Source organism: Paraburkholderia elongata, from assembly GCF_013177735.1.
Lineage (GTDB): Bacteria > Pseudomonadota > Gammaproteobacteria > Burkholderiales > Burkholderiaceae > Paraburkholderia > Paraburkholderia elongata.
In genome coordinates, this window is sequence record NZ_WOEZ01000005.1 from 21,416 (window position 1) to 36,578 (window position 15,163).

Here is a 15,163-nt window from a genome sequence, read left to right on the forward strand (position 1 = left end):
AAATCAGATTCGTTCGATTACCGTTGCGACTGCCATGCCCAATCCCGTGCACATGGTTGCAACGCCGATACGCGCATCGCGGCGCTCAAGTTCGTCGATCAGCGTGCCGACGAGAATGCCGCCCGTGGCTCCGATCGGGTGACCCAGCGCGATGGCGCCACCGTTCACGTTGACCTTGTCCGCATCGACGCCTGCATACTGGTTGAAGTAAAGGACGACCGAGGCAAACGCTTCATTGACCTCGAATAGATCGACATCCTTAAAATCCAGCCCGCAGCGCGCAAGTGCGCGTCGGCTGGCTTCAACAGGCCCGGTCAGCATGATGCAAGGCTCGATTCCGACCTGAGCAATGGCGCGAATCCTTGCGCGTGGTTTGATACCAATCGATTCCGCGGCATCCAGGCTTCCAATCAGGAGAGCCGAAGCGCCATCCGCGATTCCAGAAGAATTCCCGGCGTGGTGCACGTGCAGCAGACGGTCGATTTGCGGATAGCGACGCCGGATCGTGATGTCGTAGCCGGCATCAGCGGCGCGCTCAAAGGAAGGCTTGAGCTTCGCGAGGCTTTCAACGCTTGTCTCCGGGCGAATGAGCTCGTCGTGATCGAGCATCAGCGTTCCGTTGCGATCGTGAATCGGCACCAGCGACCGGCTGAAAGCGCCGTCGGCAACGGCCTTTGCCGCGCGCTGATGGGATTGCGCTGCCCATCCGTCCACATCCTCGCGACTGTAGCCCTCGATCGTCGCGATCATGTCGGCCGACACGCCTTGCGGAGTCGCCCACGACTTGTCGTTGAAGAACGTATCGCTCACCGTCGGGCCGCCTGTCGAAAGCATCGGGACGAGCGACATCATTTCGATACCGCCCGCGACGAAGAGATCGCCTTGACCGGCCATGACCTTGCAGGCCGCGATATTCAACGCTTCGAGACCGGAACCGCAGAATCGCGCGACGGTGCTTCCCGCTACCGAGTCGGAGTAGCCTGCGTATAATGCGGCCGACCGCGCGAGGTTCGCGCCTTGATCGTTGACGGCTTCGGCGCAACCGAAGATCACGTCTTCGACTTTCTCGCTGTCGAAGCCCGGGTTGCGAGCCGGGATTGCTTTCAGCACTTCGCTGGCGAGCTCGACCGGCGACAAGGTGTGAAGGCCCCCGTCTTTCTTGCCGCGCCCTCGTGGCGAACGCAGGGCGTCAAAAATGTAGGCATCGTGTGTCATGAGAGTAAAAGTCTCCCCTGCACCTTGCATGGCCGCAAGGCGCTTGAGTTTGGATCGATGAGAAATGCCGCCGTTGGCGGCGTTAACTTGACTTACTAATTTGGCTTCCTAAGCGCTTCTTCCCTGAGTTGTGCCTTCCGGATTTTCCCCGCCCCACTCAAGGGCAAGCCGTCCTCGCGAATCTCATAGCTACGCGGCCGCTTGTATCCCGCAATCCGGGCCCGACAGTGTTCGTCCAAATCGCTTTCCGACAAGTCCGTATTGGGTCGCTTGACGATCACCGCGTGGACGCGTTCACCCCATTTAGGATCCGGCAAGCCGATTACGGCGCACGCGGCAACGTCGGGATGACTCGCCAACGTGCTCTCAACTTCAACCGAATAGACGTTTTCGCCGCCGGTAACGATCATGTCCTTGATCCGGTCGATGATTGTCAGAAACCCGTCGTCGTCAATCGAGCCGACGTCGCCGGTATGCAGCCAGCCATCGCGGAGCACCGCTTCTGTCGCAGCGGCGTTTCGCCAGTAGCCTTGCATCACCGGCGCACCACGTACGACGATTTCGCCGACCTCTCCATTTTCGAGCAGTGCGCCATCGACGCTTTTGATCGCGACCTCCATCATCGGCAAAGCCTGGCCCGCGCTTCGAAGCTTGCCGGCGAGACGGCCGTCCACCACATGCCGTTCGGGCGGCAACGTCGTGCAGCCACCGCAAAGCTCCGTCATCCCATAGAACTGCCTGAAGCGGGCGTTCGGCATGACCTGCATCAGCCGCTGCAGAAGCGGTGCTGCGATCGACGATCCCCCGTAGGCGACGGTCCGAATGTTCATCAATACCGACGCTTGCGAGACGGAGAGCTGATCCAGCATCGCCGCAAGCATCGTGGGGACGAGATTGACCTCGGTCACACCGACCTCCGCAATTCGCTCGACAGCCTGAACCGCGCCAAAGCGCGGCAGGAATGCGTGCGCACCGGCCGCGACAGTCAGTGCAAGGCCGATCCCGAAATCCGCGAGGTGGAACATCGGCGTCGCGTGCAGATAGACACTGTCGGACTGGAATTGGAGCGCGTTGGCCATCACCAGCGCCTGTACAGCGAACGACCTATGCGAAAGCATGACCCCCTTCGGCCGGCCCGTCGTGCCCCCGGTATAAAAGATTGCAGCGGTCGTCTCGTCGCTATTCGGGGCGCGCTGCTCGACGGACGCAGGATCCGTAGCGCGCAACTGTGCAAGTGACGCGACCGAAACAGAGGCCGTCGCCTGTAGCGCCTCGGGTACTTGCAACGCAATCAGCGATCGCAGGCTTTCGACCGACTCCGTGACTTCGAGCGCAATGGATGCATGGTCCTCATCAACGGCCAGACAACTGACCTCGGCGTCTCTCAGGATATCCACGATCTCGGACACAGCGAGCCGATGGTTGATCGGAACCAGGACTGCCCCAGCAGCCCAAATCGCGTACTGCGCCTCGAGAAACTCGGGCCTGTTGAGTGACAGCAAAGCAACCCGATTGCCTGGGCGAACGCCCAAGGCGCCAAGTCCACCGGCTACACAGTTCACTCTTTTAGCAAATGCCTTCCACGACACCGCGCCCGGGCCTGCTATCGCCAAACCCTCAGGATTGATTTGGGCCGCTCTCTTCACCGAAGACGTCAGACACATATTCATCGTCTCACCTGGCTAAACGCTAAGTACAGTTCGAATGCCTACGCCATTGCGCATGTCTTCGAACGCTTCGTTGATCTCTTCCAAAGGGCGCTCTTTCGTCACGAGGCTCTTTAGATCGAGTCTGCTTTCGCAACACAGGTCGAGGTACCGGGTCATGTCGCGTTGCGGATGACAATTTCCCAGGAAGGAACCCTTGATGCTCAGCTGCTTGAGCACGACTTCCAACGCTGGAATAGCGACAGGGTCTCCTCCCTTCGCCACACCGACCAGGACGATTTGACCGCCCTTCTTGACGAGCTTTGCCGCGGCCCGCATCGTCCCCGGTGCACAAACACAATCAAAGACGTAATCGAAGCCTTCGTTCTCCACGCAGCCGAGGGCGCTCGTCACAAAAACTTCGTCGGCGCTGTCAAACGCAGCGCTCACGCCGAGCATCAACGACTTGTCGCGTCGTGTCTGGTGCGGGTCTATGCCTACCAGGGTTTTGACACCGGCGAGAGTCAAACCCTGGACTGTGGAGAGACCAATTCCGCCAAGTCCGATAACGACTGCGGTTTTCCCTGTGCTCACCTGCGCGATGTTGAACACCGAACCGAGTCCCGTCTGCACCGCACAGCCGACCACCGCCGCTTGACTCAGCGGGACGCTATCCGGCACCACTACGACACCAGCCCGTTCGACCAGCGCATACTCCGCAAACGCGCCCAATCGCAATCCCTGGGTGATTGGTGCGCCGTTGCGGCGCAGCCGCGAGGCGCCCGGCGTATTCGAAGTTGCAGGACTCTGCGCGGCGCTACATAGAACAGGCTGATCGCCCAGGCAGAATTCGCATCGGCCGCAGGGAGGTCTCATCGACAACACCACACGATCGCCGATCTTCAGATCGGTCACGCCGCTGCCGAGCGCCTCGACCGTGCCGGACGCTTCATGTCCAAGGATTGCCGGGAGCGGATAGGGCATTTTTCCGTCGACGATGCCGAGGTCCGAATGACAAACGCCACAGTGACGGATCCGGACAAGCACTTCGTCATCGCGGGGATCGTCGATCTCCACGTCGTCGACGATCCTGAGCGGGGTCCCGGGTGACTCAAGCAAAGCGGCACGCATTCTTCGCATCACGCAACTCCCGTATTGACGTTCAGGACTTTGCGGATGCTGAAGTCATCGCAGCCCCAGTCACCCAGTTCATACCCAAAGCCGCTTGCCTTCATGCCACCGAATGGCAACTCCGGATCAGGCGGTACGGCATGCTGGTTGACGTAAAGATTGACCGCCTCCAATCGGGAGGCCGCATCTGCAGCCGCGATGACGTTACTGGACCAGATCGAGCCGCCAAGTCCAAACTCGGAAGCATTGGCTCGATCAATCGCTTCGTCGACGCTATCAAACGGAAGCACAGGGAGGGCCGGCCCGAACTGCTCCTCTTTGACGATGCGGGACTCGTCGCTGACGCCGGAAACGATCGCTGGCTTCAGAAAGTAACCGTCATAGCCTGCCAGAGACTCTCCACCAACGTGAATCGTCCCACCGTGCGCTACGGCATCGTCAAGTAGCGCGCGGACATGATCGCGCTGCGCCCGGTTGTTCAGCGGCCCCATTTGTGTTTCTGGGTGAAGTCCCGGCCCTACGCGCCAGTGGCGAGCGATGTCGGTAAGGCGCTCGGCCATCTGATCAAATACGCTGCGATGAACGTACAGCCGTTTGATCGCGCAGCACAGTTGGCCGGCATTCGTAAATGCGTTGGCAAAGATCCGTGGCGCGATGGCGGTGACGTTTGCATCATGGCAGACGATCGCCGCGTCGTTCCCACCCAGCTCCAGCGTCAATCGCTTCAACATGGGTGCAGCGCTGCTCATCACACGAATGCCAGTTGGCGTTGATCCTGTGAAGGAAACCTTACGGATGCCGGCATGCTCGACCAGGGCCTGGCCGATGTCGCCTTCGCCTGTGACAGTATTGATCACCCCGGCGGGCAGAATCTCCGCGAGTCGTGCACAGAGCTTCAGCGTGGTCAGCGGCGTCGACGGTGCAGGCTTGATAACAACGGTGTTCCCCGCCCAGAGAGCGGGAGCCAGCTTCATCATCAGGATCGCGATCGGATAATTCCATGGCACGATCAAACCAACCGTGCCAATGGGCGCGCGCACCACGTCGACATATTCGGTGGGGCGGCGACGCAACGTCTCCTTGCGTTCGTCCTTTTGCGCATAATGCGCGAGCAGACGCACCGCGAGCCCGATTTCCGCTTTGGCCGCAGCCACAGGCTTGCCTTGCTCTTGACTGAGAACATTGGCGAGCTCGTCGCTGCAGGCTTCGATTCTGCTTGCACATTGCGCCAGTAATGACCTGCGAATCGACAGGTCGTAAGCCCACATTCCGCGCGAGGCCGCGTTGCCTGCAGAAACCGCATCGTCGAGATCAGCGAGTGTGGAAATCGGCGCCCGCGCGACAATGCCCAGAGTTGCAGGATCTTTCACGTCGTAGACATCCGACACGCTCGCGCTCGATCCACCGACGAGATTGAAATACGCTTCCATCGATACCTCTCTTATTGCGATTCGAGGACCGACGTCGCGGCATTCAGATTGGCCGGCATCGATTGCGCACCGCGAATCACGGTGCTCACCCACGGAATATCCTCCGGGTCGCATGCAAGGGTGATCTGCGGGAACGCCTTCACGACACGACCGACAGCAGTCTGCGCCTCCATCCGTGCAAGATGGGAGCCAAGGCAGAAGTGCGGGCCATGGCCGAACGCGAGGTGCTGTTTGACCGTGCGAGTAATGTCGAAGCGATCGGGATCTTCAAATCGAGCGGGATCGCGATTCAATGCGGCGATGAGGACCTGAACGAAGCTCCCGCTCGGAATCGTGGTGTCGCCGATGGTTACGTCATCGATGGTGACGCGGAAGGTTGTCCGATGCACGGAGCCGTCGTAGCGCAGAGTTTCCTCTACAGCCTGTTTGACAAGCGCCGGGTCGGCCCGGAGCAACTCCATTTGCTCCGGGTTGCGCAGAAGGTGCAGCAACGTGTTCCCGATCAGTCCGACGGTCGTTTCGTGTCCGGCGATGAGAAGCAGGTAAGCCATGCTTCGGAGTTCGTCGTCACTCAACGCATCCTTCGCATTGCGCGCAGCAATCATGGCCGACAGCAAGTCCGGTTGTTCGTCGGGCGACGCATCTGCCGGAACTGCCGCGCGCTTGCCCTCAATCAGCTCTGCGATGTAGTCCTGGAGCAAAGCGATGCCGCGCTCCTGGTCATTGTGGCCGGGAGTCATGGCCCATGCCGCCCACTGTCGAAAATCGTCCCGCCGGTCCTCCGGCACGCCCAGCATCGTGCAAATCACCGTGATACCGATCGGATACGCAAAGTCTGCGATCAGATCGACAGTGTCGCGCCCCCGCATCGCGTCGATGAGGTCATCGACCATTTTTTCGATCATCGCGCGGAGCCCCTCGAGCCGCCGCGGCGAAAATGCGAGATTCACCAGCGAGCGCAATCGCGTGTGTTCGGGCGCATCGGTATTGAGCAGATTGCCCGCTTTCGCACCTGAGATCGGGAAGCCCGAACTCGGGCCACTCTTGCCGGTCTTTGCGAGCGCCAGTTGCATGTACTGCGACCCCTTGGCGATGCGCGGGTCATTCAGCGCAGCCAAGCCTTCAGCCCAACGGGTGATCAGGTAGATCTCCGTCCCAACGGCGTTGCGAGCGCGCACGACTGGCCCTTTTGCCGCCAGTTCCTTGTACACGGGTTGAGGATCGAGCATTCGCTCGCAGTGGGGGAGATTGAACAACTCATCACTTGCATCAGGGACGTGGGCCATCATTGCTGCCTCCATGAGTATTTTCTTGCCGGACGTGTGTGCGCGGCGTACAGACGAGCGCCACCCTGCCGGGGGGCATCTCGCCATTGCTGTGAGTCTGGGGAACTTAGGGCTGGGGCTGTTCGCGCCAACTGATGGCGCCTACCACCATCTTCGTCAGGGTGTCCGTGAGCACTTCGTCGTTCACGTCCCGGCCGAGCATTTCGAGGTCGCCGTTGCCAACGACCCAGTTGTAGCAAGTGAACTCAATCATGGAACACAAGCTGGAACCTGCGATCTCCGGGTCGACGCCGGTGCAATATCCGAGCCGCTGCGCAAGGCGAATACGCGTGCTACTGACACGAATGCCCTCTGCACGAATCTCGCGCCAGATAGCCGCGAACGACTCGTCCACCATCGATGCCTGGAAAACGGCGACCGCGACCGCGCCATGTGCACGATAGACACGCCAGAACGAGAGCAGCATTTGACGGAGGTTCTCAAACGGATCTTCGTCAATGCTACAAGGGGGGCTGATGTTGTCACGCAAAGCGATCCGAAACTCGTCCGCGAGCGCGAGCAGCAGCTCCTCCTTGTTCTTGAAATACTGATAGAAGGAGCCGATTGCCTTGCCGGCCTCCTCCGCAATGTCGCCGATCTTGGCGTTCACGTATCCGTCACGTGCCAGCACCCGTCGCGCTGCGTCCTTGATGGCTGCTTCCGTTTTGCTGCGCTTTGCTCCTGCCCGCGGCCTGGAGGCCTCGTCGATTTCCATGTCCACACCAATCAGGTCACGATTCATGACTGCACTATAGCAGCCACATTCTAAAAATGAAACTGAATTCATTTTCGTTTTAGATCTTCTCAGGGTATCTCCCAGGCGGGCAACATTGAACCCCAAAAGGTGGACGTGTTCGGTGTTCGCATCGTGCTTCGGATGCTACCAACAGGGATTGGAGGCCAATAGTTAGAGAGGCGGAGATAGCGCTCAAGGGACGCAGTGTCGTCTATGCACCTTTCTATGCACATCGAAAGGGATCAGCCACTGGCCGCGATCGCGGAGCCGACTTCGAAGGACGAATCGGCCCGCCATGCAAACTCTAGCTGACCGACATCAAGGACTTCTACTGGCTTGCGCCACCGGCAGCGGCGGCCTTTTTTTGTGCGTTCTGCAAGCTCTGCGGGTAGTTAGGGTCGTTCGTCCCGGGCTGGTAGCCCTCTGCCTCGAGCTTCTTCAATTCAGCCGTATTTTTCGCGCGCGCTTCCTTGCGCTCAGCCTTGTGTTGGGCTTTGAGCTGCTTCTTCTGCGCAGCCTTATCGCCGGGTTTGGTTCCTGAGGCAGTTTGATCGACAACGGTTGCGCTGGCGGCGGTTTGCGCAAGCACCGGAACGGCGTGGCCCAGCAGCAACGCTACAGCAACGAAAGTCATCTTGCTCACGGATGAACGCATTGGCTACTCCTTGTCTATAGTTGAAGTGAACTTGCTTAACGCATCACATTTAGCGCAACGGTGTTCCTGAATCGCACAGTAATCTGATCATCCACCAACCGTCGCCTCCTGACCGACGACACCATAACCACGACGACGCATTACCATGGTCACCGGTCACGTTGCATGAAATCCGGCGACGCCATCTAATTATAAGGAATCCGACATAATCACACAGACTTGCCGACGTTGCACGCGGCTCAGTGACCAACCTGCAACTCGCCGTTTTACTTCGACACCTTCGTCCTTCCAAATACCAACGATTCAACCGCTCGCCAATACGCGTCAACAACGGTCGGATCGGAGGGCGAAAGCTTGCTGGTGACAGACAATTCGGGTCCAAAACTCGCAAGCGCGGACGTCAGACTGATCATCAGGTAATGGAAGAGAATCGGCTCGACTTTTGGCAATGCGCCTCTGGCCTGTGCATCGGAAATCTGCGGCAGTAGCCAGTCGATCAGCGGCTTCAATACCGTATCGGCGAGCCATTGGAGCCGTGGACTGTATCCCAACATCTCCTGGCGCATGAAGCGGTCAAACTCAGGAAACTTCACTGTGAAGCGAAATAGCGTTCCGTACGCCAACTGCAAGCGTTCTTCGGAGCTAATTGCGCCGGAGTCCGCCAGATGCGCATCCCATTCCTCCCGTATGCGTGCGAAGACGTATTCCGCCACGGCCTGCCAAAGAACCTCTTTCGAACGATAGTGGTAGGTAATGAGAGGGTGCTGCAGCCCGATACGCTCCGCGATATTGCGAATGCTGGCAGCGTCGTACCCCTTCTCGGCGAACTCTGATAGCGCGGCGCGAAGAATGGCAGATCGGGTCTCCTGAGCTCGCGGCTGCTCTGCCCGCTTCAGTTCCGCCGGGCGCCCAGTGGCGACTGCCTTGTTCGCGCTTGGGATGCGTGGCGCCATATTATAGATATCACTTTGACCAGACGTACAGTATAGTAGCTTGCTCCAAAACGTATTGTCTACTCGTTTCGGTAACGCCCTGAATCTGTCATGTCATAGTGGCGATGGCATTTGCCGGCGCTTCGACTTAGCAAACTCCTTTCGATGTTTCCGGCGGCGCCGCGCAGGGGGTACTTAGGTCCGAGATGCCAAATTGAGTTGTGCCCGGCAAAATCGGCAACATGCGACAGGTTCAACGAAGGTCAAGAACCGTGGCACAGTGTGAGAGACCTTTGTGAAGCTTGCCGTCGTTGACGGCCGCGCATCGCGGATGTCGGACTGCCACGCCTACGGACCTCCCGGGCCCGGCACGTAGCTCTTGATTATGTGGTCAACCAGGGTCGGCAAACGCTGAGCGACCCGCCGGGAATCGCTGCTTGATTTGAAATCGGATGTTGCACCTTCCCAAAGCATCATCAACGTATCCGCTAACGCCTCAGCGTCCACTGCATTTGCGGCAACTGCCAGTCGCATCAATAGTGCTCGAAACTCCCGACCAAGATTGGTACGCGATAGCCTGACAGGATGCTCCTCGTCGGTGAACTGCACCACCGACATCTGAGGTTGCCCGCGCTGATAACCATCGGAAGCCAGATCGACCGCGACATCGATAAAGAGCTCGAGCAAGTGTTGGACAGGCTCCTCGCCAGATCGATGTCCAGCTTCATGCCACCGCGCGCGCTCACGATCACAAAGCCAGTCTACGTAAGCTTGTAAAAACGCCTTACGCGACCCGAAAATCCGATAAATGCGTCTCTTACTGAGCCCCGTTTGATCGGCGAGCCGCTCGAGATTCAACGACTCGACAGGCTCGCGATAGAAAAGCGCTACCGCGGCTTCAAGAATGATGTTCCGGAGATTGCCGGTTGCAGCCTGCGGTTGTCTCCTGTTCTTTCGACGGATCGCGGACCGCGCGACCCGCAACGATTCCGGTTCAGGTTCATTTGGCTGAGCAAATTCATCCACCATTGCTTTCCACATCGTTCAGTCATCCTTTGTGTCAGCAGCCGAACCGGCTCCAAAGACTGCTGTGACGATTCTCGTAACAAAGCAGCAGCTTTGCGCTACGCGACTAATGCCGGAACAGCTACTAACCACGCCACACAGAGGCGACAATCATCATTGGAAGCCTTCCAGCACGGTTTTTCCGATAGCCCTTCCCGTTTCGATCCGTTCGTGGGCCCGGCGAAGATTCGCTGCCGTCAAGGGCCCCTCCACGTGCGTGAGCGTCGTCCGCAGCACGCCGGCATCGACCATTGCCGACACTTCTTTCAGCAGGCGGTGCTGGGCATCCATGTCCGCTGTCTGGAACAGCGACCGGGTGAACATCATCTCCCACGAAACAGTGATGCTCTTTGGCTTGAACGGCGCAATGCTGTCGTCAAAGTTGTCGATCAGCGTGATATGGCCCTGGGGGTTCATCGCGCGGGCGAGACTGGGCGCGGTGCCGGGCGTCGAAGTGATCGCCCCGATATAGTCCACGCCACTGAAACCGATTGCTTGCAGCGCTTCGTCGATGGGCTTGCTGTGGTCGGCAACGTGCTTCGCGCCGAGCTTGCGCACCCACTCGACACTTTCGGGCCGGGATGCAGTGGCGATGACAGTGAGGCCCGTGAGGCGGTTCGCTAGCTGGATCAACATGGAGCCGACGCCACCTGCTCCGTTCAGAACGAGCAGCGTGCCGCTGGGTGTGTGCACGCCGCGCGGCACCTTCATGCGGTCGAAGAGCATTTCCCATGCAGTGATTGAAGTGAGCGGCAAGGCCGCCGCCTCGGCGAACGACAATGAGGAGGGCTTGGGCCCGACGATCCGCTCGTCGACGAGATGAAACTCCGAGTTTGTCCCGGGGCGGTCCATCGCGCCTGCATAGAAGACCTCGTCACCCGGTTTGAAAAGGGTGACATCGCTTCCAACCGCAACGACCACGCCCGCCGCATCGTAACCCAACACTCTCGGAAGCGGGCTCTCCGAAGGATCTTCCCAGCGACGGCGCTTCACATCGACAGGATTCACCGACACCGCTCTCACGGCGACTCGCAAATCGTGCGGGCCAGGTTCAGGCATCGGAAGTTCAAGGTCGGTCAAAACCTCGACGCCCCCCTTTGCTGCATAACCAATCGCCTTCATTACCTTCTCCAATGCTGCTTATGCCGAACTTTCCTGGCAAGGCCACGCGAAGCGCAGGTCCACCTTGCGCGAGTTCAAATCGTGCCGTCCAGTTGTTCGAGCACGTCAGCCGGGAGGGCGAGCGAGCCAGCCGCCAGGTTTTCGCGCAGATGTTTGAGCGACGACGTACCGGGGATCAGGAGGATGTTTGGCGAGCGCTGCAGCAGCCACGCCAGCGCCACCTGCATCGGCGTTGCGTCCAGGGACGACGCCACTTCGGACAGCGTCGCAGACTGCAAAGGCGTGAAGCCGCCCAGCGGGAAGAACGGCACATAGGCGATGCCCTGCTGGGCGAGCGCATCGACTAACGGGCCGTCGTGGCGGTGCATCACATTGAACATGTTTTGCACGCAGACGACCGGGGCAATCGACTGTGCCTCCTTGATCTGCGCGGCGGTCACGTTGCTGAGACCCAGATGCCGTACCAAGCCCTGCTGCTGCAGCTGGGCAAGGACCGTAAACTGCTCGGCGATCGATCCCTCGGCCGGACCACTGTGGTCCCCCATGGTGCGCAGATTGACGACATCGAGGACATCCACATGCAGATTGCGCAGGTTGTCGTGCACCGCCGCGATGAGTTCGGCCGGGCTCTGCGCCGGGTTCCATGAGGCATCGCTACCGCGCACGGCACCTACCTTGGTTACGATCGTGAGGTCGTAACGATACGGATGTAGCGCCTCTCGAATGAGCTGGTTCGTTACATGGGGACCGTAGAAGTCGCTCGTATCGATATGGTTGACGCCGCTCGCCACTGCCTCACGCAGGACAGCAATCGCCGTGTCTCGATCCTTTGGCGGCCCGAACACGCCAGGGCCGGCGAGTTGCATGGCACCGTAGCCCATACGGCTCACGTGGCGGTCCCCGAGCATGAACGACCCGAGAGTGCTTGTTTTCGTCATGATGAAGCTCCTGTGTTGCGTTGGTTTTTCTTCTGCCTGCAGGCCGATGATGGTCATGCCATCCATCGCCGTCTGCGTGGCGGCGGCAGGCCTGACGATCACCAGACCTTCATGCCGCCATCAACAACAAGATCGGTAGCCACTGAAATTACCGATGGTTTGCCTCGTCGGGAATGCTATATCCACGACGATAGTTCGCATATGTCCTGAACTGCAACGCACCGTTGCGCGGGATAGAACGTTAAAGGCTCAACTTAGAGCCACCGTTGAACCAAATCACTGACCTCTTCCGGCTTTGGGCCTGGGGCGCGATCCCGATCACGCCGTCATCGGCGAATAGGTTGACACGCTTCCGCCGACATCCTAATATACAACTATGCTGTACGCATTCACTATTGTTGAACGTTCGCAGCATAGCGCCTGACAGGAGACATCGAGGTTTCAGGATCGCCATCATTTATTAAGGATTCCTTTCAATGAAAAGCATCTATTTTGAACGTCGTCAGAACGTAGGTCATATCGTATTGGCCAATCCTCCCTCGAATCTCATCGCGGCTGATTTCGCTGACAGCCTCGAGAGCTCCGTCCGGGAAGCCAGCAAGGCCGATATCCGGTCGCTCCTGATCCGTGCACAGGGCCCCGATTTCAGCAAGGGCGGAGACGTCCTCGATTTCATCGACAAAGGTTTCGATGATTGGCGGACCTTCATATCGCAGATTCACCATACCTATCGGTCAATCGAAGCCCTCCAGATTCCAACGATTGCCGCAGTGCGCGGCGCAGCATTTGGCGGCGCATTCGAGCTGGCTCTCGCTTGCGACTTTATCGTCGCGGCGGGGAACGCCACCTTCCGGTGCATTGAAGCGTCCGTTGGCTCGGCACCTGTTGCGGGCGGCGTGCAGCGCCTGGCGGAAAGAGTGGGGCGTGCGTATGCAGCGCGCTACGCGATGCTAAGCGAACCCATGTCCGGCGCGACCGCGGGTCAGCTCGGCGTCGCCGCCTTCGTTGTCGGCGAAGATCAGGTCGAGAATGTCGCGGAGGATCTCGCCATCAAGCTTGCCAACGGCCCTACGCGCTCGTATGGCGCCATTCGCGCCCTCCTCAAGGCATGGTCAGGCGGCGGCGTGCCCGGTGCCGACGCGCTGGTCCTCGACCTCACCATGGGGCTGCACATGACGGAAGACGCCAGGAAAGGGCGAACTGCACGTGCAGAAGCCGTCGCTCGTGGCGAAGAACCGGCTCCGGTCGTTTTTCTTGGCAAATGAGCCTTCAGACAAGCCCATTGCGCGGAAGATACCGATGAACACACTTTCATATGAGCGCGGAACACGTTTACCAGAGCTGATCGACAAGACAATTGGCGATTCATTCGACGAGATCGCCAGCCAAATGGGCGAACACGTTGCGGTAGTCAGCCGGCATGAAGGGGTCCAGCTAAGCTACGGCGACCTTCGCGAAAAGTCAGACCGGCTTGCGGCCGCACTTCTCGCGTCAGGGCTCAAGCCCGGCGACCGGATCGGAATCTGGTCCCACACGAACATCGCCTGGCTGCTGCTGCAGATAGCTACTGCAAAGGCTGGGCTGATACTCGTCAACATCAACCCGGCCTATCGGACCTCGGAGCTGGAGCATGCACTCAACCTGGTGGGGTGCAAGGCCATCGTGACGATGGTCAGATACCGCTCGAGCGAGTACTTGAACATGTTGCGGGAGCTGGGAAAAGCCCGGCTGCCGAGCCTTGAGACAATCTGGTGGATAGACGAGGCGGACTGCCCAGACGAAGCTGGCGCCCAACGCTTCTCCGACCTACTCAGCTTCGCCGATGCAGACAGCGCATCGCTTCAGGCCGTACGCCGCACCGTGCGCCCGGACGATGCCGTCAACATCCAGTTCACCAGCGGGACAACGGGGCTTCCCAAGGCCGCTACCCTGAGTCATCGCAACATCCTGAACAACGGTTTCTTCGTGGGCGAGTGCATGAAGCTCACCCACGCGGATCGAGTATGCGTCCCGGTCCCGATGTACCACTGCTTCGGCATGGTCATGGGCAATCTGGCTTGCCTGACCCATGGTTCGACGATCGTCTACCCCGCGGAGCGCTTCGACGCCGAAGCCGTTCTGGAGACCGTACAGGCAGAAAAATGCACGGCGCTGTACGGGGTGCCGACCATGTTCATTGCTGCGCTCAATCACCCGCGCTTTGCGGAGTTCGATATGAGCAGCCTGCGCACCGGCATCATGGCCGGTTCGCCTTGCCCTATCGAGATCATGAAGCGGGTTGTCGGCGACATGCATCTGCCCGAGATCACGATCGCTTATGGCATGACGGAAACGAGTCCCGTGAGTTGCCAAAGCATGACGGATACCCCGGTCGAGAAGCGGGTATCCACGGTCGGTCAGGTGTTGCCTCACCTCGAAATAAAGATTATCGATCCGCTGACCGGCCAGACCGTGGAGCGCGGTCAGCCCGGCGAACTCTGCACCCGTGGCTACTCGGTCATGCTTGGCTACTGGGACCAGCCCGACCGGACGCGCGAGGCAATCGACGCCGAAGGCTGGATGCACTCGGGCGATCTCGCCACGATGGATTCGGACGGCTACATCAACATCGTCGGGCGCATCAAGGATATGGTCATCCGCGGCGGTGAAAACCTTTATCCCAGGGAGATCGAAGAGTTTCTGTATACCTGCCCGGGCGTTCTCGACGTGCAGGTGGTCGGCGTACCGGACAAGCATTTCGGCGAAGAACTCTGCGCATGGATCGTCGTCAGTCCGGGGGCGGCTCTCGACGACGCCGCAGTCCGCGACTTTTGCAAGGGCCGGATAGCGCATTACAAAGTTCCCAAATACATCCGCTTTGTCGACTCGTTTCCGACCACCGTGACGGGAAAAATCCAGAAGTACCTGATTCGACAAATCATGAGCGACGAGCTTGATCTGAAAGAACAACAGACAGCGTGACGCTCCT

General features: G+C 59.3%; 13 protein-coding genes. 2 read left to right on the plus strand and 11 right to left on the minus strand.

Annotated elements, in window-relative coordinates; all coding sequences use genetic code 11:
• Positions 1-3 precede the first annotated feature (3 nt).
• The 11 genes from GNZ13_RS00825 to GNZ13_RS00875 form a co-directional block, all read right to left on the minus strand.
• On the minus strand, positions 4-1,215 hold the full coding sequence (locus GNZ13_RS00825; protein ID WP_172159615.1) for an acetyl-CoA C-acetyltransferase: 1,212 nt from the start codon (positions 1,213-1,215) through the stop codon (positions 4-6).
• Between the two features lie 95 nt (positions 1,216-1,310).
• Positions 1,311-2,885 carry a class I adenylate-forming enzyme family protein gene (locus GNZ13_RS00830; RefSeq protein WP_172159617.1) on the minus strand — a complete coding sequence of 525 codons (1,575 nt, stop codon included), beginning with the start codon at positions 2,883-2,885 and terminating at the stop codon, positions 1,311-1,313.
• 12 nt (positions 2,886-2,897) lie between these two features.
• The gene (locus tag GNZ13_RS00835; RefSeq protein ID WP_172159620.1) at positions 2,898-3,938 is read right to left on the minus strand and encodes an alcohol dehydrogenase catalytic domain-containing protein; all 1,041 of its coding nucleotides are present in this window, start codon (positions 3,936-3,938) and stop codon (positions 2,898-2,900) included.
• 62 nt (positions 3,939-4,000) lie between these two features.
• On the minus strand, positions 4,001-5,422 hold the full coding sequence (locus tag GNZ13_RS00840) for an aldehyde dehydrogenase family protein (RefSeq protein ID WP_172159622.1): 1,422 nt from the start codon (positions 5,420-5,422) through the stop codon (positions 4,001-4,003).
• Positions 5,423-5,433: 11 nt separating this feature from the next.
• A complete protein-coding gene (locus tag GNZ13_RS00845) occupies positions 5,434-6,711 on the minus strand; it encodes a cytochrome P450 family protein (protein ID WP_216674666.1) in 1,278 nt (425 codons plus the stop codon).
• A 103-nt stretch (positions 6,712-6,814) separates the two neighbouring features.
• Positions 6,815-7,462 (minus strand): TetR/AcrR family transcriptional regulator, encoded by a 648-nt coding sequence (locus GNZ13_RS00850; RefSeq protein WP_172159624.1) that lies wholly within the window; start codon positions 7,460-7,462, stop codon positions 6,815-6,817.
• A gap of 349 nt (positions 7,463-7,811) precedes the next feature.
• Positions 7,812-8,138: a DUF4148 domain-containing protein gene (locus GNZ13_RS00855; RefSeq protein ID WP_172159626.1), complete on the minus strand. Its 327-nt coding sequence runs from the start codon at positions 8,136-8,138 to the stop codon at positions 7,812-7,814.
• Positions 8,139-8,404: 266 nt separating this feature from the next.
• Positions 8,405-9,091 (minus strand): TetR/AcrR family transcriptional regulator, encoded by a 687-nt coding sequence (locus GNZ13_RS00860; protein ID WP_172159628.1) that lies wholly within the window; start codon positions 9,089-9,091, stop codon positions 8,405-8,407.
• Between the two features lie 327 nt (positions 9,092-9,418).
• Positions 9,419-10,111, minus strand: coding sequence for a TetR/AcrR family transcriptional regulator (locus GNZ13_RS00865; RefSeq protein WP_172159630.1), 693 nt, complete (start codon positions 10,109-10,111; stop codon positions 9,419-9,421).
• Positions 10,112-10,249: 138 nt separating this feature from the next.
• Positions 10,250-11,257: a zinc-binding alcohol dehydrogenase family protein gene (locus tag GNZ13_RS00870; RefSeq protein WP_172159632.1), complete on the minus strand. Its 1,008-nt coding sequence runs from the start codon at positions 11,255-11,257 to the stop codon at positions 10,250-10,252.
• Positions 11,258-11,331: 74 nt separating this feature from the next.
• Positions 11,332-12,195, minus strand: coding sequence for an aldo/keto reductase family oxidoreductase (locus GNZ13_RS00875; RefSeq protein WP_172159700.1), 864 nt, complete (start codon positions 12,193-12,195; stop codon positions 11,332-11,334).
• 476 nt (positions 12,196-12,671) lie between these two features.
• Here GNZ13_RS00875 and GNZ13_RS00880 point away from each other — a divergent pair, with 476 nt between their 5' ends.
• Both GNZ13_RS00880 and GNZ13_RS00885 read left to right on the plus strand, forming a co-directional pair.
• Entirely contained in the window at positions 12,672-13,460 is a 789-nt protein-coding gene (locus GNZ13_RS00880) for an enoyl-CoA hydratase/isomerase family protein (RefSeq protein WP_172159634.1), read from the plus strand.
• A gap of 34 nt (positions 13,461-13,494) precedes the next feature.
• On the plus strand, positions 13,495-15,156 hold the full coding sequence (locus GNZ13_RS00885) for an AMP-binding protein (protein WP_172159636.1): 1,662 nt from the start codon (positions 13,495-13,497) through the stop codon (positions 15,154-15,156).
• Positions 15,157-15,163 lie beyond the last annotated feature (7 nt).

Coding starts and splice junctions, on each gene's coding strand:
- GNZ13_RS00875 (WP_172159700.1), bottom strand. CDS start 12,195: ATGACGAAAACAAGCACTCTCGGGTCGTTCATGCTCGGGGACCGCCAC.
- GNZ13_RS00855 (WP_172159626.1), bottom strand. CDS start 8,138: ATGCGTTCATCCGTGAGCAAGATGACTTTCGTTGCTGTAGCGTTGCTG.
- GNZ13_RS00845 (WP_216674666.1), bottom strand. CDS start 6,711: ATGATGGCCCACGTCCCTGATGCAAGTGATGAGTTGTTCAATCTCCCC.
- GNZ13_RS00850 (WP_172159624.1), bottom strand. CDS start 7,462: ATGGAAATCGACGAGGCCTCCAGGCCGCGGGCAGGAGCAAAGCGCAGC.
- GNZ13_RS00860 (WP_172159628.1), bottom strand. CDS start 9,091: ATGGCGCCACGCATCCCAAGCGCGAACAAGGCAGTCGCCACTGGGCGC.
- GNZ13_RS00885 (WP_172159636.1), top strand. CDS start 13,495: ATGAACACACTTTCATATGAGCGCGGAACACGTTTACCAGAGCTGATC.
- GNZ13_RS00840 (WP_172159622.1), bottom strand. CDS start 5,422: ATGGAAGCGTATTTCAATCTCGTCGGTGGATCGAGCGCGAGCGTGTCG.
- GNZ13_RS00825 (WP_172159615.1), bottom strand. CDS start 1,215: ATGACACACGATGCCTACATTTTTGACGCCCTGCGTTCGCCACGAGGG.
- GNZ13_RS00865 (WP_172159630.1), bottom strand. CDS start 10,111: ATGTGGAAAGCAATGGTGGATGAATTTGCTCAGCCAAATGAACCTGAA.
- GNZ13_RS00830 (WP_172159617.1), bottom strand. CDS start 2,885: ATGAATATGTGTCTGACGTCTTCGGTGAAGAGAGCGGCCCAAATCAAT.
- GNZ13_RS00880 (WP_172159634.1), top strand. CDS start 12,672: ATGAAAAGCATCTATTTTGAACGTCGTCAGAACGTAGGTCATATCGTA.
- GNZ13_RS00870 (WP_172159632.1), bottom strand. CDS start 11,257: ATGAAGGCGATTGGTTATGCAGCAAAGGGGGGCGTCGAGGTTTTGACC.